Below are 20472 nucleotides of genomic sequence, written 5' to 3'. Positions count from 1 at the left end.
CGGAGTCATGGCGGTGATCGAAGCCAACGCCATTGCGGCCGCTCAGGCAGGCCTCCATCTGTCATGGCGAACGGCTGGGGCCTGTGGTGTGAGCTCCGCTACCAAGCGCCACCAAGCTCAGGATTCCACCACAAGCCGCAGGCCGGCGGCTTCCGCCAGCGGCTCCCGGCAGGCCGCCAGGCTCCAGCGCTCCAGGCTGAGATCCTGGGTCGGATCGGCGGAGATCAGGCCGATGCGCAGCTCGCCGCCACGGCAGCGGATGCGCAGGTCGTCCACGGCCGGCACGGGCCGCCGATCGAGCGAAGTGGCCAGCCGCAGCAGCAGCGCCATCGCATTCACCGTGCGCCGCTGGTCACGGCCGGGGATCTGCAGCCAGGCCTCGTGGCGCTTCTTCGGCAGGCTCTTGCGGTGGTAGCGGGCGATCGCCGCCACCATCAACTGCTCGCTTTCGGAATAGCCCAGCAGGTCGCAGTGCCGGATCAGATACCAGCTGTGCTTGTGATAAGCGCTGATGTTGATGTGCTGGCCGCAGCTGTGCAGCAGGGCGGCGGCCCAGAGCAGTGCCCGCCCGTTGCCGGCGTCGTCGTGCAGCACGCCGCGGGTCTTGTCGTAGAGCAGCAGGGCCTGCTTGGCCACGTGTTCGGCGCGGCGCTGGTCGACCCGGTAACGCCGGGCCAGATCGAGCACGGTGCGCTGCCGGATGCCGCTCTGGTAGGCGAAGCGGTCCACGATCAGGTCGTGGCGCAGCATCCAGTCGACGATCAGGCCCTCGCGCAGGGCCCGCTCACTGATCACCAGTTCCCGCACCTGCAGCATCGCCATCGCCTGCTGCAGCACCAGGGCCCCCGGCACGATGATCTCGGCCCGGCGTTCATTGATCGGTGGCAGCGCCTTGCGTTGCTCCAGGGTCAGCGTGGCCAGCTGGTTCACCTGGGCGTCGATGCGCTCCCGGCTCACCCGGTAGCCCTGCAGCCGCGTCGGCGGGCGCTCCTCGCTGGCGGCACAGAGCGCGGCCAGGGCCAGGGCCGTGCCGCTCGTGGCCACCATCACCGGTCGCTCCCCCCGCCGTAGCCGCCGCTTCACCCGGTCCACCGCCGGCTCCAGTGAGCCCTGGATGAAGGCCCGCAGAAAACTGAGCCGTTCCGGCGTCACCGGATCCTGGGTGATGAAATCCCGCTGCAGCCGCACCGCACCCAGCCGCGTGCTGGTGAGCTCCCTGGCATCACGGCCGTCGGCCAGGATCAGCTCCGTCGATCCCCCGCCGATGTCGAGGATGAGGTGGGGGTCATCGCCGAAGGCCATGCCCGAGAGCACGCCCAGGTAGATCAGCCGGGCTTCCTCAGGGCCGCTCACCAGCTCCACATCAAGGCCGAGCTGCTCCTGCACCGCCTGCACGAACTGGCGGCCGTTGGGGGCCTCTCGCACGGCACTCGTGGCGGCAGTGAGGATCTGCTCCACCCCGTGGCTGGTGGCGAGCTCGCGGCAGTGACGCAGGGCCAGGAAGGCGCGCTCGATCGCCGCCGTGCTGAGGTCGCCCGTTTCCGGATCGCGCTCGCCCAGGCGGGTGGTGGATTTTTCCGCCTGCACCACGCGGAAGGTGCGCAACACCGGATCGACGGCGGCGATCAGCAGGTGGATGGAATTGGTGCCGATGTCGATGGCCGCCACGTGGCGCAGACCAGACCCTTCCGGGCGCTGCTCGGCGGCCTGCGGCAGGGCCTCCAGATCGGCCGGCTGAGCCGGCGCCTCTGTCTGAGCCGAGTCAGTCGCTGAGGCGCTCAGCGTCGCCGCTGCGGGAGAAGGATCGGAACGGGCCATCAGCCGTCGGAACCGGCGCAGTCGGCGTCACTTTGCCATTGCAGGGCCGGTGAACCCCGGTTCTACGCTCCCTCCATGCACATCCTCGGAGCCCTGCGGGGGTGGATCGAGTTGCTGCGCTGGCACAAGCCCAGCGGTCGACTGATCCTGCTCATTCCGGCCGGCTGGGCCCTCTGGCTGCTGCCGCAGGGTCCGCCTCTCCCCTCGCTGGTGGCCTTGATCGTGGTGGGAGGCCTGGCGGTGAGCGGCGCGGGCTGCGTTGCCAACGACCTCTGGGACCGCCGCATCGATCCGCTGGTGGAGCGCACCCGCACCCGGCCCCTGGCCAGCGGCCGGGTGCGGGTGGCCAGTGCCGTGCTGCTGCTGCTGCTGTGCCTGCTGCTGGCCCTGGCGGTGGTGCTGTTGCTGCCACTGCCCGGGCGGCAACTGTCGCTGCAGCTGGCGCTGCTAGCCCTGCCGCCGGTCCTGCTTTATCCCTCCGCCAAGCGCTGGTTCCCCTTCCCCCAGCTGGTGCTCGCCCTGTGCTGGGGCTTCGCGGTGCTGATCCCCTGGGCCGCCGCCAGCGGCAACCTGGCCGGCGGCTGGCCGCTGCTGCTGGTCTGGCTGGCCACCCTGCTGTGGACCTTCGGCTTCGACACCGTCTACGCCATGTCGGACCGCAGCGATGACGCGGCGCTCGGCATCCGCAGCAGTGCGCTCACCCTGGGTGCGGCCGCCCCCGGCGCCGTGGCCCTCTGCTATGGGCTCACGTCGCTGCTGCTGGCCGCCGCTGCCGCGCTGCAGACAGTGAGCTGGCCCTTCTGGCTGCTGTGGGCTGCCGCCTCGCTGGGCATGCAGAGCGAAGCCTGGCGCCTGCGGGGCACGCCGCCGCGCTCCCGCTTCGCGCAGCACTTCAGCCGCCAGGTGCTGCTGGGCGGGGTGTTCTGGTTGGCCTTGGTGGTCGGGAGGCTGCCGTGAGCGCCGCCGGCCCGCTGCCAGCCCTGCGGCGCGGTGATCACGTGCGGCTGGTGGCGGCCAGCTCCGCCCTGGCTGAGCTGGGCCGCCTCCAGCAGGGGGTGGCGGTGCTGCAGAGCTGGGGCCTCACGGTGGAGATGCCCTTCGATCCCGCCCGTCGCTGGGGCTATCTGGCCGGCCACGACCAGCAGCGCCGCGCCGATCTGCAGCCGGCGCCGCTGCTGGCCTGCGTGCGGGGCGGCTGGGGCGCCGCCCGCCTGCTGGAGCAGCCCCTGCCGGAGGCCGACGGCTGGCTGCTGGGTTTTTCTGATGTGACCTCCCTGCTCTGGGCCCGCCAGGCCCGTGGCCAGGCGGGCGGGGTGCATGGGCCGCTGGTCACCACCCTGGCGGCTGAACCCGATTGGAGCCGCGAGCGCCTGCGGGCGCTGTTGTTCGGCGAGCCCGTGCCCCCCCTGACCGGGGACACCTGGTGTGCGGGGGTGGCGCAGGGTCCGTTGCTGGTGGGCAACCTCACGGTGGCCACCCACCTGCTCGGCACGCCCCACCTGCCGGACCTCGACGGCGCCATCCTCGTGCTCGAGGACGTGGGCGAAGCGCCTTACCGGATCGAGCGCATGCTCACCCACTGGCGCCTGTGCGGCGCCCTGCAGCGATTGGCGGGCATCGGTTTCGGCAGTTTCGAGGCATGTGAAGACCCCGAGAGCGAGACGCCGGCGGCGGGGGTGGCGCAGGCTCAGGCACTGCAAGACATGGAACCGCAAGCCATGGGCCCTGACCTTCAGAGGCTCCAGGCTGCGTCCCAGCGCTTCAGCCTCGAGCAGGTGTTGCGGGAACGCACCGCCGACCTCGGCATTCCCGTGCTGGCGGGCCTGCCGCTGGGGCATGCGCCCGGCAATGGGGCCCTGCCGCTGGGCGTACGCGCGCGGCTGGGTGACGGCGCGCTCAGCCTGCTGCCCTAGTGGCAAGCACCGCCGCAGCAATGGTGAGATCGAAGGGGGTGGTGAGCTTGATGTTCGAGGGGGGGGCCTCGATCACGCCCACCGGCCAGCCCAGCCGCTCGAACAGGGCCGCGTCATCGGTGACGCTCCAGCCCGCCTGCTCCGCCTGGGCATGGGCCTGGCGCAGCCGCTCAAGAGGAAAGCCCTGGGGGGTCTGGGCTGCCCATAGCTCGCTGCGGTCGGAGGTGGAGAGAATGACCTGCTGCCCGTCCACCCGCTTGATCGTGTCGGTGACGGGGGTGGCGGCGATCACGGCCTCGCCGGCGTGCACGCGCGCGGCACAGCGGCGGATCAGCTCCGGTTCCACCAGGCAGCGGGCTCCGTCGTGGATGAGCACGGCGCCTGCAGCGGCGGGCAGGGCCGCCAGCCCGCGGCTCACCGATTCCTGGCGTGTGTCGCCCCCTTCGATCCAGCGCACGGGGCGATCGGGCTGCGCCGCCGCGATCATCGCCTCCACATCCGCCTGATCCACGGGTTGGCCCACCACCCCGATCCACTGGATCGCCTCACAGGCCAGCACCGCGTCCAGGGTCCAGGCGAGCACGGCGCGCCCGGCCACGGGGAGCAGCAACTTGTTGCGCTGCGACCCCATACGCCTGCCGCTGCCGGCCGCGGCGATCAGCAAATGCACAAGCGGCTCCCGAACACATCGAAATCGGATCAGATTCATACAATCAGCCCGCCCGAAACCCGATCGCTGCCGCCTGATGCGAGTTCTGTTTTTGATCCCGGGCAGCGGCGCCACCCAACTTCAGGCCATGCCGGCGGTGGCCGCCACCGCCAGCCAGCTGGGGGCCACCGTTCAGGTGGCCTGCCCCCCGGCCCAGGTGTCCATCTGGAAGCTGCTGCCGGCCGTGGAGAAGGTGCTCCCTTACAGCTTTGACACCGGCGTCAGCCTGGCGGACTGGGCCAACCTGCTCGGCGCCGTGCGCGAGCCCGATTTCCAGCTCTGCCTCAACCTCGCCTCCGGCTGGCCGATCGATCTGCTGCTTTCCCTCACTCACATCCCCACCCGCATCGCCGCCGGCGGCTTCTCCGCGACCGTGCGGGTGCCTGCCCCAGGCACGGCCGGATCCGTCAACGGCAGCCAGTCGCCCACCGGCGGCTGGCCCAACCAGCAGTACGAGAGCTGGCTGCGCCCGCTGGAGATCCCGCTCGATGCTGAGGTCTTCCGTCTGCGGCTTAAGCCAAAGGCGCTGGAAGCCGCTGCCGCCGCCCTGCCGGCGGGGGATGGTCCACTGCTGCTGCTGGCGCCCAGGCCGGCGGCCGCCGCTGCCGACTGGCCTGCTGCCCACTGGCAGGCGTTGCCGGAGGCGATCCGCTCCCGCCTCCCCAACCTGCGCGTGGTGACGCCCCCGGCTGGGGCCACGCCGCAGGAGCTGGCGGCCCAGGTGGCTGCCGTGGATGTGGTGCTCAGCAGCGACCCGGTCATCACCGAACTGGCCCTGCTCACGGCCACGCCGTTGGTGGCGCTGGGTCGCAGCAGCGACAGCCTGCCGCCGCGTCAGGGGGTAAAAGGGGTCGGTATCCCTGGATCCCTGGATCAGCTGAGCGTTGCCGAGGTGCTGTTGGCGTTGGGGATGGCTTGATCCTGCGGTCATGGTCCGGCAGGCTCCTCCTGGTGCGTCATGATCCCTGCCCCTCGACGCCGCCGCCGCTCGGCTCCTTCCACCGCTTCCCGGCGGCCCTGGCGCACCCCCGTGCTGGCGCTGTCGCTGCTGATCAACCTCACGGCCGTCGGCTACAGGCTCACCGAAGGCTGGGACTGGGGTGATTGCTACTGGATGGTGGTGGTCACGCTCAGCACCATGGGCTGGAGCGACGGAACCACGCAGCCTCTCTCCACGGCGGGCCGCGTCGTCACCACCCTGGCGATCGTGGGCGGGCTGGTGGTGGTGCAGGTGACCATCCAGAGCCTGCTGGGGCTGAGCGAATCGGGCTACTTCCGCCGGCTGCGCGAACGACGTTTCAAGAACTGGCTGAGCATGATGGAAAACCATGTGATCCTTTGCGGCTACGGCCGTATCGGCCGCGAGATCGCCGATCAGCTCGTCTCCGAAGGCGTGCCGCTGGTGGTGGTGGAGATGGACACTGCCCAGAAGGAGGCCGCCGAGGAGCGGGGGCTGCCCGTGCTCCAGGCCGATGCCACCCTGGACGAAACCTTGGTGGAGGCCGGCATTCATCACTGCCGCAGCCTGGTGGCCGCCCTGCCGAACAACGCCGCCAATCTGTATGTGGTGCTCAGCGCCCGCGGCATCGCCCCCCGCTGCCGCCTGATCGCGCGCTCTGACAGCGAGGAAGCGGCCCGCAAGCTGCGGCTGGCCGGAGCGGATCAGGTGGTGAGTCCTTATGTGGCGGGCGGGCGCACGATGGCTGCCACCGCCCTGCGTCCGCTGGCGGTGGGCTTCATGGAGCTGCTGGCCGGCTCCGATTGCGAGGTGGAGGAGTTCCAGCTCACCGACGATCCCCAGCGCATGGTCTCCATCAACGGCCGCAGCCTGGCGGAACTGCAGCTGGGCCGCCAGACCGGCGTGCTGGTGCTCGCGATCCGTCAGCCGGCCCCTGCCGAGCCGGTGATCAGCTACTACCGCGGCGTGGCCTACCGGGAGGATCAGCCCCGCCTGATCGCCAACCCGGGCAGTGATCTGCGCCTGGCGCCAGGGCAGCTGCTGGTGGTGCTGGGCAGCAAGGAGCAGCTGGCCCGCTTCGGGAAGCTGCTGGGGCCGGCACTGGTGAGCATGGACGCCATGGAGCGGTAGGCCTGGCGAGGCGGCCGCATACGATCGCCGCCATCGCCAGCTTCCGATGCCCGTGTCCACCGCCGCTCCCCTGGCCGATCAGGTCGCCCTGGTGACCGGTGCCAGCCGTGGGATCGGCCGTGCCATCGCCCTGGAGCTCGCTGCGGCCGGCGCCGAGGTGGTGGTGAACTACGCCGCTTCGGCCACGGCCGCCGAGGCCGTGGTGGAAGCGATCACTGCCGCCGGTGGCCGGGCCTATGCCCTGGCGGCCGATGTGTCGGTGGAAGAGCAGGTGGACGCGCTGGTGAAAGCCGTGCTGGAACGCAGCGGCCGGCTGGATGTGCTGGTCAACAACGCCGGCATCACCCGCGATGGCCTGCTGCTGCGCATGAAGACCAGCGACTGGCAGAGCGTGATCGATCTGAACCTCACCGGCGTGTTCCTGTGCACCCGTGCCGTGAGCCGCTCCATGCTCAAGGCCCGCAGCGGCCGCATCATCAACATCACCTCGGTGGTGGGTCTGGTGGGCAATCCCGGCCAGGCCAACTACAGCGCCGCCAAGGCCGGCGTGATCGGCTTCACCCGCAGCACCGCAGCGGAGTTCGCCAGCCGGGGCATCACCGTCAACGCCGTCGCCCCCGGCTTCATCGCCACCGACATGACTAGCGAGCTCAACCAGGAGCCGATCCTGGCCGCCATCCCGCTCGGACGCATGGGCCAGCCGGAGGAGGTGGCCGGGGCTGTGCGTTTCCTTGCCGCCGATCCCGCCGCTGCCTACATCACCGGCCAGGTGCTGCAGGTGGATGGCGGCATGGTGATGGGCTGAGCGGGCCGGGGAGGTTTAGCTCTCGATCGGTTGCACGAGCTCATCGCGCAGCCGGCGGATCCGCTGCAGCAGGCGCAGCCGGCGGCTGCGGGCGGTGATGGTGAGAAACAGGCGGATCGGCACGTACACCAGGGCCATCAGCAGCCCTAGCCCGGCGATCAGCAGGAAGGCCATGGCGCTTGTGCCTGCCATGGTCGGGTCCGAGGTCACGTCGCTGAGTGCGTCAGCGAGGCTGGTGCTGAGGGAGTCCTCCATGCCCCGACCCTATCGGGGGTCAGCCGCCGTTGCCCGTGCCATGGGAATGTGCAAACGCATTCGGCTTTCCCCACCGCAGCCATCCCGCTGGCCACAGGGCGCTATGGGAATCTGAACGCACTTCCAGGGCTTGCCCCAGGCGCGCCTCTTTCCACGCCCATGGCCAAACTGATCAGCTTTTCGGATGCTTCCCGCACCTCCCTTGAAAAGGGTGTGAACGCCCTGGCCAATGCGGTGAAGGTCACCATCGGCCCCCGGGGGCGCAATGTGGTGCTCGAGAAGAAGTTCGGCGCCCCCGACATCGTCAATGACGGCGTGACGATCGCCAAGGAGATCGAGCTCGAGGATCCTTTCGAGAACATCGGCGCCAAGCTGATCCAGCAGGTGGCCAGCAAGACCAAGGACCAGGCCGGAGACGGCACCACCACCGCCACCGTTCTCGCCCAGGCGCTCGTTCATGACGGCCTGATGAACGTGGCTGCCGGTGCCAATCCCGTCGGCCTGCGCCGCGGGATGGAAAAAGCCCTGGCCCGGGTGGTGGAGGGCATCCAGACCCGCGCCATCCCGGTGGCCGGTGAAGCGATCCGTCAGGTGGCCACGGTGAGCTCCGGTGGCGATGAGGAAGTGGGCCGCATGGTGGCCGAAGCCATGCAGCTGGTCACCACTGATGGGGTGATCACAGTCGAGGAATCGCGCTCGCTGGCCACCGAACTGGAGGTCACCGAAGGGATGGCCTTTGATCGCGGCTATTCCTCTCCCTATTTCGTCACCGATGGTGAGCGCCAGGTGTGCGAATTCGAGAACGCCCTGCTGCTGGTCACCGACCGCAAAATCAGTGCGATCACCGATCTCGTGCCGGTGCTGGAGGCCGTCTCGCGCGCCGGCGCCCCGCTGGTGATCCTTGCGGAAGAGGTGGAAGGTGAAGCCCTGGCCACCCTCGTGGTCAATAAGACCCGCGGTGTGCTGCAGGTGGCGGCGGTGCGGGCCCCCTCCTTCGGCGATCGCCGCAAGGCCGCCCTGCAGGACATCGCCGTGCTCACCGGCGCCACGCTGATCAGCGAAGACCGCTCCATGTCGCTCGACAAAGCGACACTCGCCGATCTGGGCCGCGTGCGCCGGATCACGATCAGCAAGGACTCCACCACGATCGTGGGCACCGAAGATCACCGCGACGCCGTGGCTGAGCGGGTGGCCTCGATCCGCCGTGAACTGTCCGCCACCGACTCCGACTACGACCGCGAGAAGCTGAGCGAGCGCATCGCCAAGCTGGCCGGTGGCGTGGCGGTGATCAAGGTGGGGGCCCCCACCGAAACGGAGCTGCGCCACCGCAAGCTGCGCATCGAAGATGCCCTCAATGCCACCCGGGCGGCGGTGGAGGAGGGGATCGTGCCCGGCGGCGGCAGCACCTTGATGGAGCTGGCTGCTGAACTCGAAGGCTGGATCGCCGGGCTCCAGGGCGACGAGCGCACCGGCGCCGAGATCCTCTGCCGTGCCCTCTCCGCTCCCCTGCGTCAGATCGCCGCGAACGCCGGTGCCAACGGCGATGTGGTGGTGGCCGATGTGCTGCGGCTGGGCAAGGGCTACAACGCGCTCACCGGTGCCTACGAAGATCTGATGACGGCCGGCATCCTCGATGCCGCCAAGGTGGTGCGACTGGCCCTGCAGGATGCGGTGTCGATCGCTGCGCTGCTGATCACCACAGAAGTGGTCATCGCCGACAAGCCCGAACCTCCCGCCCCTGCCGGTGGTGGCGGTATGGAGGGAATGGGCGGCATGGGAGGAATGGGTGGCATGGGCGGCATGGGCATGCCCGGCATGATGTGAGCCCTGCTCCCTGAGAGCTCAGCAGCAGCTCAGCCGTTCAGCGGCTCAGCTGCTGCACGTAGGCGGCCACCTGAAGATCCACGCCGGTGATGGCGGTCCCCACCACCACCGCGTCGGCTCCCCGCTGCAGCGCCTGTTGCGCCTGCTCCGCACTGGCGATGCCGCCTTCACAGATCAGCGTGGTGGTGGCCGGCAGGGCAGAGCGCAGCGGCCCCAGCAGATCCCAGGCCGGCGGCCGCAGCCCTGCCGTGCTCTCCGTGTAGCCGTACAGGGTGGTACCCACCCAGCGGCAGCCGAGGGCCGCGGCCTGCACCCCGTTGGCCACGCTGTCCACATCGGCCATCAGCGGTGCGCCAAGCTCCGTCGTGGCCCGCTCGATCAGCTCGGCCAGTGGCTGTCCGCCCGGCCGTCGCCGTTCGGTGGCATCGATTGCCACCACATCGGCTCCTGCTGCCCACACGGCCAGGAGTTCTTCCCAGCCGGGCGTGATGTACACCGGGCTGCCTGGGAAGCTGCGCTTCCACAACCCCACGATCAGCGCCTGCGGGCAGCGGCGCCGCACGGCACCGATGTGCTCGGGGCTTTCCAGGCGCACGCCGATGGCCCCGTTGGCCAGGCTGGCCTCCGCCATGGCGGCGATCACCTGCGGATCCCGCAGCGGCGAGCCTTCAGGCGCCTGCACCGAAACGATCAACCCACCCTGCACGGCCGCCCTCTCCAGCCGCTCCGCAGGTGTGACGCCGGTGATGGCAGAAGGGGCCCCGAGGGGCGTAGAGGCAGGGGGCATGGTGGGAGCTGAAATGGGGCAAGGGGCCGGTGGCCGCAGCCCAGACTGACGGCCGCGTCAGCTGCTGCGGGTGTCCTCTGAGGAGGAGTCATCCGGCAGCCAGGAGCGCAGCGAGGCCAGACCGGGATGGGAAGGAGCGGGGGCCGGCCGGCCGGCGATGGCAGCCGCAGCCCGCTCGCGCAGGGGCGGGGTGCGGCCCTGGGGCGTGAGCTCCGGGGCGATCTCCGTGGCGCTGCGGCGGGCTGGGCCGGCAGGGCGGTCCGGTTCCAGCGGCGGACGTTGTCCTGTTGGCGAGGTGCTGGCGGGAGCGGAGCCACGGGCCTGGCCGCTGCCCCGGGGCTGGAACGTGTCGCCGAACTGAGCAGGGCCGCGGGCCGCAGAAGTGGTGCTGGTTGAAGCGTTGTCGCTGGCGGAAACTGTCTCGCTGCCTGACTCCGTGTTGCGGTCGCTGTCCATGGTCTGGAAGGTGCTCACCACTTCTTCCACGCAGACGCGGACCAGGTGTTTCACCCGGGCCAGTGGGCGCTGCCAGATCGGAGCCTGCTCGGGTTCGGGGGCTTCCGGCTGTGTGGGGCTGGATTCGGCGGGGAGCGAGGCCACCAGCGCGACAGGCGCCTCAGCACCTTCAGGTTCAGCAGCAGGAGCAACCTCGTGGAGGTCAACAGCGGGAGCAACGGCCACTGGGTCAGCCGCTGGAACGGCAGCAGTGGCTTCGCCCGAAGGGGGCCCGACGGGTTGTGGGGCCGTCACCACAGAGTCGGCTCCGAAGCTGAACACCCCTGCCGCCGCAGGCCGAGCCGGGATGAAGGGAGGAACGGCCGTCCCTGGATCAGAGGAGAACTCCGGGACAGGACGTGGCCACTGGGCTAAGCCATCGAGGGCCTGATCCCCCGGGACTGGAGCAGCGGCAGAGAGTGTCTCTGCGCCAGGGTCATCGGTCACGGGCGCGGCGGTGGAAACGCTCGGAGGCGTTTCGTTTGCGGGAGCAACGGCTTCGATGGAACCGTCTTGGCCCACCAGCTCCCTGGCAGCAAGCTGATTGCTGAGCAGGCCTTCGTTGATGGAGCTCTCGGTGGGCGGGATGTCCGTGAGATGGCTCTCAGCGCCCAGCACCGCACCAGCTCCGATCGCGGAGGGCTCGGCGTTGGAGGCCAGATCGTCCGCAGGTGGTTTGGTGCGTGAGGCCGGTTGCTCCGCTGGGTTCTCAACCAGGGGGATTGAAACGGCGGGAGCTTCAAGCCAGGGATCAAAGGCGAGTGGTTGGCCCAGGAATTCAATCGATGCTTGCGCAGGCACGCCGGGCTGAGCAGCTGGCTCTGCGGAAGCGGCACCTTCGCCGGCGATCCCGGGATCACCGCCATCGCTGCTTGCCGGGCTGATCTGAGCCTCCACGCCCGCATTCACGTCAAGGTTGGGAACCGGCTCCGTGCTTGTACTCCCCTCGCAGGGGATGGCGGGCTCAAGGCCAGCAACATCCGCAAAGCTGAGCACCAGCTCTGTCGAAGGTTCCTCAACCTCCTGCGGCTCCGCCTCCAGGGTGATCTCCGCAAAGGAAAATCCCGGCGCCACCTGCACCGATGCAACGCTAGGTGTTGCTACTGATGCAGACGTCGAATCGGTTGTGGAGGCCGAATCCACCGCTGAGGCCACCACTGGAGCTGCCTCCTCGGAAGCCACTGCCCCTGCAGCCGGCGCAGAAGCAAAGGCACCAGCAGCAGGATCCACGGCCCCCTCTGGAGACCCTCCATCAATCACAGCAACGGCGGGGCCAGGAGCAGCAGCAGGAACGGCCGTGGCATGCAGGTGGTCGTGCCACCAACCTTTCAGTGAGGCATCGCCGGCAGTGAGCTCCTGCATCAGTGGCGAGAGAGCCTCGACGCCATGGCGGTGCACCCAGCGCAGCGACAGCCAGGCCACTGCTCCCTCATCCCTGCGGTCGAGGGCACCCTTCAGGACCAGGCGCTCGGAGAGCCGTTTCTGCTGGGGTCGGGGCAGCACGGGCGCAGGCAGGGAAGGGGACGGGGTCACAGCGGGGCTCAGCTGAGTTTGCGATCCAGCAGCGGCCGGATCAGAAGGAACAATCCGATGGCCAGCAGAGCCAGCACGCCCAGACAGGTGGCACCGTTGAGCTCCCCGTAAGGAGCGATCAGCACCACGTCGCCGAGGGAGGGGTGGCCGGCATAGGCCGCACGAATGGGTTCAATCGCGAAGGTAAGGGGATTCAGGGCGGCAAGCCAGCCCAGCCAGGTGGGCATGAAGGAAATCGGGGCCAGGGCCGTGCTGGCGAACAGCAGGGGCAGGTTGGCCACGAAGATCACCGCGATCAGCTCGATGTGGCCGGGCAGCGCGAAAGCCAGCCCCAGACTCATGGCCGTGACGGCGAACACCAGCAGCACCAGGGTGACCAGCACCAGCGCCAGCCCGGCGGTGCCGGGCCAGCCATAACCGAGCAAGGCTGCGGTGCCCATGATCGCCAGGCTCTGAACCAGGCTCAGGCTGGTGATGTAGAGCACCGAGGCCAGCACGATCGAGCTACGGGAGCGCAGCGGTGCCACCAGCAGCCGGTTGAGGAAGCCGAATTCCCGATCGAACATCACCGGCAGGCCGGCATTGAGAGCGGCGCTGAACGCCGTGAACACGATCACCCCCGCACCGAGAAAGCGTCCGTAGCTCATGCCATCGGGCAGCAGACCTTCCGGCGCCTTGGCGAAGAGGGCCCCAAACAGCACCAGCCAGATGAGCGGCTGCAGCACGCCGGCCACCAGCGTGGTGGGCCGTCGGGCCAGTTGGAGGAACAGCCTGCGGGTGAGCGCCAGGGTTTCCTGCGTCACGTCGGCCAGGGCGGAACGGTTGGCCGCCGGTAGGGCCGGCAGGGGCGGCTGGGTGGGGAGGGTGGAGGCGCTGGTCATGGCCGAAGGGTGTCGGAGGGTGGGACGAGGGGGTGGCGGGTCAGCGCATGGCCTGTTTGCGCTCGGCTTTGGCATCCCTGCTGCCGGCGACCGCCAGCTCTGCGTCCATCAGGGTGCGGCCGGTGGCCTGCAGATACACATCATCAAGACTGGCCTGGCTCTGGGCCAGCGAGAAGACGGGCAGTTCGGCGGCCTCCAGCTGGCGGCGCAACTGCTCGATCACGGCCTGGTGTTCCACCACCAGGTTCAGCGAGTGGCCCTGGGCCCGGTTCACCACCACCTGCCGCACGCCGGGACAGGCCTGAAGCAGCTCACTGACGTGGCCGGCTTCGTTCTCGTCGCTGAATTCACGCACGCGCAGGGTGACCCGGTCGCCGCCCAGGGCCTCCTTGAGCGAGCTGGGGCTGCCTTCGGCGATCACGCGGCCGCCGTCGATGATGGCGAGACGATCGGCGAGCGCATCCACTTCCTCCAGGTAGTGGCTGCTCAGCAGCACGGTGGTGCCGGCCTGACGCAGCTCACGCAGCACCTGCCAGATGGCAGCGCGGCTTTCGATGTCAAGGCCCACCGTGGGTTCGTCGAGCACGAGCAGCTCGGGGCTGTGCAGCAGGCCGCAGGCCAGATCGAGGCGTCGACGCATCCCGCCGGAGTAGGAGCCGCAGCGCCGGTCGATCCAGTCGCCCATGCCCATGCGCTCCACCAGTTCCTCGATGCGAGGAGCGAGCAGGCGGGCGGGCTGGTGGTAAAGCGCCCCCTGCAGCTGGAGCAGCTCCCGGCCGGTGAGGATCTTGTCAATCGCCACCTCCTGGGCCACGTAGCCCAGCAGTTCCCGCACCTGGCGCGGTTCCTTGAGCGCGTCGTGGCCCGCCACGATCACCCTGCCGCTGTCGGGGGCCAGCAGGGTGCACAGAATGCGCAGGGCGGTGGTCTTGCCGGCTCCGTTCGGACCGAGCAAGCCGTAGAGGCACCCCCGCGGCACACTCAGATCGAGCGACTGGAGGGCCTCCACCGGGCCATAGCGTTTGGTGAGTTGCTGCAGCTCAATCACCGCGTCTGGCACCGCTGAGCAGGCTTGCGCCCGTTGGAAAGGAGAACCAATCTAGAAAGGAGCCCCATCAAGCGGCTCTGGTGAGGATCAGCGGCTGCCTACAACATTCAGGAGCGGAAAGCCGCTCAGCTGGGGAAATCCCAGGGGTGCGAACCCGCTCAGGCCGTTGAACACAGGCAGCCCGTCCATACCGGTCGCCCAGCCGATCAGGTCACCGGCCTGATGAGAGAAGGCAGCCGCAGCCGGTAGCCGGCAGATCAGCAGCAGCAGGCAGATCCCGAACAAGTAAAGGATCGACCAACGGAACAGGCCCTTGGCCCGCACGGGGTCGTCGGGTGAGGCCGCCAGGGACCGGCCCATCTGCAACAGGCGGCTGTTGAAGGGCAGCAGCAGCAGGCCATAGAGCAGCCCTCCACTGGGCAGGGCCACGACGCCGAGGGCACTCACCAGCACCGTGGCGCGGGCGTAGTGCACGATCGCTTCAGCGGTGACCTGGGAGCCCTTGACCACCGGCAGCATCGGGATGCCCACCGAGCGGTAGTCCTCGCGCAGCAGCAGGGCCAGGGCCCAGAAATGCGCGGGGGTCCAGAGCATCACCAGGCTGAACAGCCACCAGCTGCTCAGGCCCAGGTGGCCGGTGGCGGCCGCGGCGCCCACCAGGGGAGGGATGGCCCCGGCCACGCCGCCGATCACGATGTTCTGGGAGGTGCGCGGCTTGAGCAGGGCTGTATAGAGCAGCACATAGCTGCAGAGACCCAGCAGGGAGAGCCCGGCGGCCAGGCAGTTCACGCCGCTCACCAGCAGGGCGGCCGCCACGCACGTGAGCGAGACAGCCACCGAGAAGGCAGTGGCGGGAGAGAGGCGGCCGGAGGGCAGGGCCCGGCCGCTGGTCCGGACCATGCGGCCATCGAGGTCCTGCTCCCAGAGGCAATTGAGAACGCCGGCAGCGGCAGCGGCCAGGGCACCACCGCCCAGCGTGCAGGCCAGGCGCGGGGCCGGCAGCGGCCAACCTTCCGACAGGGCCATGCCGCCGAGGGTTGTGGCCAGCAGCAGCGGGATCAGCCGCGGCTTGGCGATCTCCAGCCAGGCCGGCAGTTTGACCTTGGCGCGGGAGGGAACGGCCTCGCTGCGGGGGAGCGTGGGGGAGGCGCCGCTCCCTGCGGTGGCGCTAACCATGACAACTCTCCAGGGTGGAAGAACGAAGCGGTTGGACCGCCGCAGGCTGGGCTGGGGCCAGGCTCCAGTTGCGCACCGCCAGGGCAGTGAGCAGACCCAGCAGCAGGGCGGCCGTGATCTGGTGCCCGACCGTGATGAGCGGGACGGCCAGCGACAGACGCAGGGTGAGCACCCCGAGCATCACCTGCACAACGACAAGCAGAACCCCACCGAGGGCAAAGGGCCAGCTGCGCCGGCGGGTGGCAGGCGTGAGCAGGGTGACGCTGCAGCAAAGCACCACCACCAGTGCCACCGGCGCCGCCAGCTGGCGGTGGGTGGCCAGGAGGCTGCAGGCTTCGCCGCTGCTGAGGCAACGGCCTGAGGCCCACTGGGTGGCCATGAGCGCTCCGGAAATCGCCTGAGCAAACACCGCCAGAGCGGCCATCGCCGTGGCCGCACCTGCAGCGCGGACGAAGAGGAGAGCAGGAGGGGTGACGGCTGTGCCGACCGTGGTGGTGTTGGCCCCCGGGAAGGAGGGCTGGGGGATCAGGCCCTGGTGGACGCCGCTGAGCAGGGCCACCAGCACCAGGGCGGTGCCGAGATGGGCCGTCACCACATCGAATCGAAGCAACTGGGTGACGGTGAGGGCGCCCAGCAGGCCCTGAACGGCAACCAGCAGCAGCGCGGCGCCGCTGGCCCAGGGAAGCCACACCGGCAGCGCCAGGCGCCGCAACACGCTCCAGCCGGCGAGCACCAGCAGAGCCATCCCCACCAGAAAGGCATCAAGGCGGTGAAACCACTCCAGAAACACCTGGAGGTTCATGCGTCCGCCCGGCAGAAAGCTGCCATAACAAAGTGGCCAGTCAGGGCAGGCCAAACCGGCCTCCATCACCCTGGTGGCGCCTCCGATCGCCACCAGGGCCACCAGGGCCACCACCAGGTGAGAAGTGAGAAAGAGCAAACTTCGCCTCATGGCGATCAAGTTAGCCATCACTTCTGAAGCTTCGAGACCCGGTGTGGTGGAGTCGCAACAGTGGGGGTCTGTGTTGAATTCCTGACGCCTCATTGCGTTTGTTTCGCTGTTCTCACGTTGGCCAAGCGCCCCTGTGGCGGCTCCCCATAGGGTGGTGAAAGCCTGGCTTGCTCCGTGCCGATTCCTTCAACCATCGTCACCCTGGTGGTGGGGATGCTGCTTGTCCTCGTTGGCCTCTGGGTTGGTCAGAACGTCAACCTGCTGCCGGTTGCCGCCAGCTCCAACGCCCCCCTCTACGACCAGCTCTTCACCGTGCTGTTCGTGATTGGAACCATACTTTTCCTCGGTATTCTCGGACTACTTCTGTATAGCTTGATTCGTTTTCGCCGCAAGGACGGCGATCTCGGCGATGGGGTCGCGGTGGAAGGAAATCTCCAGCTTGAGATCTTCTGGACGGCCGTTCCCGCCGTGGTGGTCCTGTTTGTGGGCATCTACAGCTACGACATCTATGACCGCATGGGCGGGATGATTCCTCTCAGCGACCCCCACGCCATGCACAGCGGCATGGCGATGCAAACCGCCTCGCCTGCCTCCAGCGATCCGATGCCACCGGGCATGGTGATGGCGGCGAACCTGCCTTCTGCGGCAGAAGGCGTGGAGGCTCGCACCTGGGGCGGCATCGGTGGTTCGCCCGGCAGCAGCAGCGGCGCCTTGCCCGTTGACGTCACCGCCCTTCAGTTCGCCTTTCTATTCCACTATCCCCAGGGTGATTTCATCAGCGGAGAGCTGCATGTGAAAGAGGGGCAACAGGTGGAGTTACGCATGGAGGCCCGTGATGTGATCCATGCCTTCTGGGTCCCGGAATTCCGCCTCAAGCAGGACGTGATTCCAGGCCAACCCACGATCCTCACCTTCACGCCTACCCGCGCCGGCAGCTATCCGATCGTGTGCGCCGAGTTGTGCGGCCCTTATCACGGCGGCATGCGCTCCACCGTGGTGGTGCATGAGCCCGATGCCTTCGACGCCTGGCTGGATCAGAACCGTCCTGCCACCGTGGCCAGTGCCGTGCCGGGGCCATCAGCGACCGGTTGAGCGCTTGGCGCCACCCCGGTTCCGTCCCCACGCTTACGGCTCCTCCCTTTCCCTGCTGACGCTCACTCCCCCTCCTTTCTGGCTTCCCCTCAGCTCACCCGTCTTCCGCTTCCCCTCCACGCGCTCCCCCGTCCGATGACCCTGGCCCTGCCGCCCACCACCAGCTCAGCTCCGCCGAGCCTCCAGCCCGAGGGTTGGCTTCGGTATCTGAGTTTCAGCCTGGATCACAAGGTGATCGGTCTCCAGTACCTGGTCACAGGATTCCTCTTCTATTTCATCGGCGGCGCCTTGGCCGGCATGATCCGCATTGAGCTGGTCAGTCCGATGTCGGACTTTCTGCAGCGGGACACTTACAACGAGGTGCTCACCCTGCACGGCACGGTGATGATCTTCCTCTGGATCGTGCCTGTCGTGAACGGGGCCTTCGGCAATTACCTCATCCCCTTTTATGTGGGCGCCAGGGACATGGCCTTCCCTCGGCTCAACGCGGTGGCCTTCTGGTTGATCCCCCCCGCGGGCATCCTGCTGATCGCCAGCTACTTCATTGCCGGCGCCTCCCAATCAGGTTGGACGGCTTATCCACCCCTGAGCCTCACCACTCCGGCAGCCGGGCAGGTGGTGTGGATTCTGAGTGTGCTGTTGCTGGGGGGCAGCTCAATCTTCGGCGGCATCAACTTCATTGCCACCGTGCTGAAGATGCGCCGGCCAGGCCTGAAGATGATGCAGCTGCCGATGTACTGCTGGGCCATGCTCGGCACCAGCTTTCTGGTGGTGCTGGCCACGCCGGTGCTGGCCGGAACCTTGGTGCTCCTCAGCTTCGACATCCTCGCTCACACTGGCTTCTTCAATCCCGCCCTGGGCGGCAATGCGGTGGTGTACCAGCATCTCTTCTGGTTCTATTCACACCCGGCCGTTTACATCATGGTGCTGCCGGCTTTTGGCCTGGTCAGTGAGATTCTGCCGGTTCATGCCCGCAAGCCCCTGTTCGGCTACACCACCATGGTGTATTCGATCCTCGGCATCGTGTTTCTTGGGCTGATCGTGTGGGCTCACCACATGTTCACCAGTGCAACACCGCCCTGGATGCGCCTGTTCTTCACGATCGCCACGGCCTTCATCGCCGTGCCAACCGGCATCAAATTCTTCAACTGGCTGGCCACCCTGTGGGGCGGCAAGATCGCCCTCAACAGCGCCATGCTGTTCTCCTGTGCCTTCATCGTTCACTTCGTGTTCGGGGGCATCACCGGGGTGGCCCTGGCCCAGGTTCCCTTTGATATCCACGTCCACGACACCTACTTCGTGGTGGCCCACTTCCATTACATCGTCTATGGCGGCACGGTGTTCGTGGTGTTTGCCTCTCTTTACCACTGGTATCCGAAGTTCACTGGCCGCATGCTCAATGAAGATCTGGGCCGGCTGCATTTCCTGCTCACCTTCGTGGGCTTCAACCTCTGTTTTGCGCCCCAGCACTGGCTGGGCCTGAACGGCATGCCCCGCCGGGTCGCTGAATACGACCCCCAGTTCACCCTCGTGAATCAGATCAGCAGTGTGGGGGCTCTGCTGATGGCGATCAGCACCCTGCCCCTGCTGATCAACGTGATCTGGAGCGCCTTCCGTGGTCCCGTGGCCGGCGACAACCCCTGGAACGCACTCACCCCCGAGTGGCTCACCAGCTCGCCGCCGCCGGTGGAGAACTGGAAGGGTCCGGCCCCCCTTGTCACCCACCCCTACGGCTATGGCGTTCCCGAAGGGCAGATTGATCTCAAGGGAGCGTCCGGCAGGGAACTCTGGACCTCAGGCAGCTGATGGATGACCAGTTCACGCTTCTGCCGCACAGGACCGGCCCGCCATCCTCCGGCTCACGTTCATCCCGGTCACCGGTGGCTGTAGCCCTCACCGACCAGCTGCCTTTGATCCCCAGCCCGCCTCCGCTTCACTGATCTCCAGCTGCTCATCTCCGTTTTTCCCCTCCCATCCGTTCAGGCCACCGCCCCCACGCCTTTTCCCCGATGACCATCCTCTCCCCCAGCACCGATTCGCTGCCGGCCGTTGCTGGAGCTGCAGCACCGGTTCTTGAAGAGGGGCACGGCGATTACCGCATGTTCGGGCTGGCCACCTTCCTGCTGGCCGATGGCATGACCTTCGCCGGCTTCTTCGCCGCTTATCTCACCTTTCGGGCTGTCAATCCGCTGCCGGCCGGTGCGGTGTATGAGCTGGAGCTGATCCTGCCCACGATCAACACCGCCCTGCTGGTGCTGAGCAGCTTCACCTTCCACCGCGCGGCCTCCGAGCTGAAGCAGGAGCGTATGGGCCGCTGCCGCTGGTGGCTGCTGGTGACGGCGAGCCTGGGCTTCGCCTTTCTCGGCGGGCAGATGGTGGAGTATTTCTCCCTGCCTTTCGGCCTCACCGACAACCTCTACGCCAGCACCTTCTACGCGCTCACCGGGTTTCACGGCCTGCACGTGTGTCTGGGGGCCCTGATGATCATGATTGTTTGGTGGCAGGCGCGGCAGCCCGGCCGCTTCACCCCCAGCGAGCACTTCGGCCTGGCGGCTGCGGAGCTCTACTGGCATTTCGTCGACGTGATCTGGTTGATTCTCTTCGGAATTCTCTATCTGCTGTAATCGGCCCTTGCCGGATCACCAATCCAATCGGCAGAATTGTTGTCTGTCAGGCCCGTTCATCTTGAACTATCAAGTCACGCCGAGCCTCAGCTCCAACGGCAGACCCCCCATGCTGGTTGGCGATGCTCTGCTCGAGAAGGCCCGTTCGCTCAGCAGCCGCTCCGAAGACGAGATCGCCCGTGGCTGCGGCTATGTCTCCCCTGCCGGGCGTTTGCTGAAGAAGAGCTTCTACAAGGCCCTGGTGGATGCGAAGGGCTACAGAATGTCCAGTGATTCCGCTGCCCAGGCGGCCGCCAGAGGGCGACAGGCCGAGTTCCGCACCCGCGTGCATGGCAACGGCAACCTGCTGATCGGCAACGCCTACACCCGCCGCATGGGGCTCACCCCAGGGCAGGAATTCAGGATCCAGATCCATCAGGAAACCGGCTCCATCTGGCTGCTGCCACTGCAGGAGGAGGCCTCGGCCTGAGC

Annotated in this window: 19 protein-coding genes; 10 read left to right on the top strand and 9 right to left on the bottom strand. The window is 67.9% G+C overall.

Annotated features, from left to right (window positions below; genetic code table 11):
* Positions 1–117: 117 nt before the first annotated feature.
* A complete protein-coding gene (locus KBZ19_RS03645; RefSeq protein ID WP_255099799.1) occupies positions 118–1818 on the bottom strand; it encodes a Ppx/GppA phosphatase family protein in 1701 nt (566 codons plus the stop codon).
* A gap of 75 nt (positions 1819–1893) precedes the next feature.
* Here KBZ19_RS03645 and KBZ19_RS03640 point away from each other — a divergent pair, with 75 nt between their 5' ends.
* Both KBZ19_RS03640 and KBZ19_RS03635 read left to right on the top strand, forming a co-directional pair.
* Positions 1894–2775: a 4-hydroxybenzoate polyprenyltransferase gene (locus KBZ19_RS03640; RefSeq protein WP_255099798.1), complete on the top strand. Its 882-nt coding sequence runs from the start codon at positions 1894–1896 to the stop codon at positions 2773–2775.
* Entirely contained in the window at positions 2772–3731 is a 960-nt protein-coding gene (locus KBZ19_RS03635) for an LD-carboxypeptidase (RefSeq protein ID WP_255099796.1), read from the top strand. The genes KBZ19_RS03640 and KBZ19_RS03635 overlap by 4 nt, the downstream gene beginning before the upstream one ends.
* On the opposite strand, the gene ispD is transcribed toward KBZ19_RS03635, so the two are convergent.
* Positions 3715–4401: a 2-C-methyl-D-erythritol 4-phosphate cytidylyltransferase gene (gene ispD / locus KBZ19_RS03630; protein WP_255099795.1), complete on the bottom strand. Its 687-nt coding sequence runs from the start codon at positions 4399–4401 to the stop codon at positions 3715–3717. The two genes, KBZ19_RS03635 and ispD, sit on opposite strands and share 17 nt — an antisense overlap.
* A 76-nt stretch (positions 4402–4477) precedes the next feature.
* Here ispD and KBZ19_RS03625 point away from each other — a divergent pair, with 76 nt between their 5' ends.
* Genes KBZ19_RS03625 through fabG form a run of 3 tightly spaced genes read left to right on the top strand, consistent with a single transcriptional unit; the run spans position 4478 to position 7334 of the window.
* Entirely contained in the window at positions 4478–5359 is an 882-nt protein-coding gene (locus KBZ19_RS03625) for a glycosyltransferase family 9 protein (protein ID WP_255099794.1), read from the top strand.
* 39 nt (positions 5360–5398) lie between these two features.
* On the top strand, positions 5399–6529 hold the full coding sequence (locus KBZ19_RS03620; RefSeq protein ID WP_094510298.1) for a TrkA family potassium uptake protein: 1131 nt from the start codon (positions 5399–5401) through the stop codon (positions 6527–6529).
* A gap of 46 nt (positions 6530–6575) precedes the next feature.
* Positions 6576–7334: a 3-oxoacyl-[acyl-carrier-protein] reductase gene (gene fabG / locus KBZ19_RS03615; protein ID WP_198948193.1), complete on the top strand. Its 759-nt coding sequence runs from the start codon at positions 6576–6578 to the stop codon at positions 7332–7334.
* A gap of 15 nt (positions 7335–7349) precedes the next feature.
* On the opposite strand, the gene KBZ19_RS03610 is transcribed toward fabG, so the two are convergent.
* Positions 7350–7589 (bottom strand): hypothetical protein, encoded by a 240-nt coding sequence (locus tag KBZ19_RS03610; protein WP_144036866.1) that lies wholly within the window; start codon positions 7587–7589, stop codon positions 7350–7352.
* Between the two features lie 159 nt (positions 7590–7748).
* On the opposite strand from KBZ19_RS03610, the gene groL reads away from it, so the two are divergent.
* A complete protein-coding gene (gene groL, locus KBZ19_RS03605; RefSeq protein WP_255099791.1) occupies positions 7749–9413 on the top strand; it encodes a chaperonin GroEL in 1665 nt (554 codons plus the stop codon).
* Positions 9414–9450: 37 nt separating this feature from the next.
* Here groL and KBZ19_RS03600 read toward each other — a convergent pair whose 3' ends face one another.
* The 6 genes from KBZ19_RS03600 to KBZ19_RS03575 all read right to left on the bottom strand — a co-directional run bounded on the left by KBZ19_RS03600 (position 9451) and on the right by KBZ19_RS03575 (position 16285).
* Entirely contained in the window at positions 9451–10200 is a 750-nt protein-coding gene (locus tag KBZ19_RS03600; RefSeq protein WP_255099790.1) for an N-acetylmannosamine-6-phosphate 2-epimerase, read from the bottom strand.
* 57 nt (positions 10201–10257) lie between these two features.
* Complete coding sequence (locus tag KBZ19_RS03595) at positions 10258–12198, bottom strand: hypothetical protein (RefSeq protein WP_255099789.1); 1941 nt, start codon at positions 12196–12198, stop codon at positions 10258–10260.
* 38 nt (positions 12199–12236) lie between these two features.
* Positions 12237–13109, bottom strand: coding sequence for an ABC transporter permease (locus KBZ19_RS03590; RefSeq protein WP_255099787.1), 873 nt, complete (start codon positions 13107–13109; stop codon positions 12237–12239).
* A gap of 40 nt (positions 13110–13149) precedes the next feature.
* Positions 13150–14169 carry an ABC transporter ATP-binding protein gene (locus tag KBZ19_RS03585; RefSeq protein ID WP_255099786.1) on the bottom strand — a complete coding sequence of 340 codons (1020 nt, stop codon included), beginning with the start codon at positions 14167–14169 and terminating at the stop codon, positions 13150–13152.
* A 75-nt stretch (positions 14170–14244) separates the two neighbouring features.
* Entirely contained in the window at positions 14245–15333 is a 1089-nt protein-coding gene (locus tag KBZ19_RS03580; RefSeq protein WP_255099785.1) for a heme o synthase, read from the bottom strand.
* The gene (locus KBZ19_RS03575) at positions 15326–16285 is read right to left on the bottom strand and encodes a heme A synthase (protein WP_094510303.1); all 960 of its coding nucleotides are present in this window, start codon (positions 16283–16285) and stop codon (positions 15326–15328) included. Before KBZ19_RS03575 ends, KBZ19_RS03580 begins: the two co-directional genes overlap by 8 nt.
* Positions 16286–16459: 174 nt before the next feature.
* Between KBZ19_RS03575 and KBZ19_RS03570 the strand changes: the two genes are divergently transcribed.
* From KBZ19_RS03570 to KBZ19_RS03555, 4 genes are all read left to right on the top strand, one after another.
* Positions 16460–17377 carry a cytochrome c oxidase subunit II gene (locus tag KBZ19_RS03570; RefSeq protein WP_094510304.1) on the top strand — a complete coding sequence of 306 codons (918 nt, stop codon included), beginning with the start codon at positions 16460–16462 and terminating at the stop codon, positions 17375–17377.
* A gap of 135 nt (positions 17378–17512) precedes the next feature.
* A complete protein-coding gene (gene ctaD / locus KBZ19_RS03565; RefSeq protein WP_094510305.1) occupies positions 17513–19183 on the top strand; it encodes a cytochrome c oxidase subunit I in 1671 nt (556 codons plus the stop codon).
* Between the two features lie 203 nt (positions 19184–19386).
* Positions 19387–20001 carry a cytochrome c oxidase subunit 3 gene (locus KBZ19_RS03560; protein ID WP_399220083.1) on the top strand — a complete coding sequence of 205 codons (615 nt, stop codon included), beginning with the start codon at positions 19387–19389 and terminating at the stop codon, positions 19999–20001.
* A 109-nt stretch (positions 20002–20110) separates the two neighbouring features.
* Positions 20111–20470, top strand: a complete 360-nt coding sequence (locus KBZ19_RS03555; RefSeq protein WP_255099782.1) for an AbrB family transcriptional regulator — start codon at positions 20111–20113, stop codon at positions 20468–20470.
* The last annotated feature ends 2 nt before the right edge of the window (positions 20471–20472 follow it).

This window comes from Synechococcus sp. L2F, assembly GCF_024345695.1.
Lineage (GTDB): Bacteria > Cyanobacteriota > Cyanobacteriia > PCC-6307 > Cyanobiaceae > MW101C3.
This window is presented reverse-complemented; position numbering and strand designations above follow the sequence as displayed.

Bases quoted from the DNA above. Each gene is read 5' to 3' on its own strand.
- KBZ19_RS03645 (WP_255099799.1), bottom strand. From the start codon at position 1,818: ATGGCCCGTTCCGATCCTTCTCCCGCAGCGGCGACGCTGAGCGCCTCA.
- KBZ19_RS03640 (WP_255099798.1), top strand. From the start codon at position 1,894: ATGCACATCCTCGGAGCCCTGCGGGGGTGGATCGAGTTGCTGCGCTGG.
- KBZ19_RS03625 (WP_255099794.1), top strand. From the start codon at position 4,478: ATGCGAGTTCTGTTTTTGATCCCGGGCAGCGGCGCCACCCAACTTCAG.
- KBZ19_RS03620 (WP_094510298.1), top strand. From the start codon at position 5,399: ATGATCCCTGCCCCTCGACGCCGCCGCCGCTCGGCTCCTTCCACCGCT.
- fabG (WP_198948193.1), top strand. From the start codon at position 6,576: ATGCCCGTGTCCACCGCCGCTCCCCTGGCCGATCAGGTCGCCCTGGTG.
- KBZ19_RS03610 (WP_144036866.1), bottom strand. From the start codon at position 7,589: ATGGAGGACTCCCTCAGCACCAGCCTCGCTGACGCACTCAGCGACGTG.
- groL (WP_255099791.1), top strand. From the start codon at position 7,749: ATGGCCAAACTGATCAGCTTTTCGGATGCTTCCCGCACCTCCCTTGAA.
- KBZ19_RS03600 (WP_255099790.1), bottom strand. From the start codon at position 10,200: ATGCCCCCTGCCTCTACGCCCCTCGGGGCCCCTTCTGCCATCACCGGC.
- KBZ19_RS03590 (WP_255099787.1), bottom strand. From the start codon at position 13,109: ATGACCAGCGCCTCCACCCTCCCCACCCAGCCGCCCCTGCCGGCCCTA.
- KBZ19_RS03580 (WP_255099785.1), bottom strand. From the start codon at position 15,333: ATGGTTAGCGCCACCGCAGGGAGCGGCGCCTCCCCCACGCTCCCCCGC.
- KBZ19_RS03575 (WP_094510303.1), bottom strand. From the start codon at position 16,285: ATGAGGCGAAGTTTGCTCTTTCTCACTTCTCACCTGGTGGTGGCCCTG.
- ctaD (WP_094510305.1), top strand. From the start codon at position 17,513: ATGACCCTGGCCCTGCCGCCCACCACCAGCTCAGCTCCGCCGAGCCTC.
- KBZ19_RS03560 (WP_399220083.1), top strand. From the start codon at position 19,387: ATGACCATCCTCTCCCCCAGCACCGATTCGCTGCCGGCCGTTGCTGGA.
- KBZ19_RS03555 (WP_255099782.1), top strand. From the start codon at position 20,111: ATGCTGGTTGGCGATGCTCTGCTCGAGAAGGCCCGTTCGCTCAGCAGC.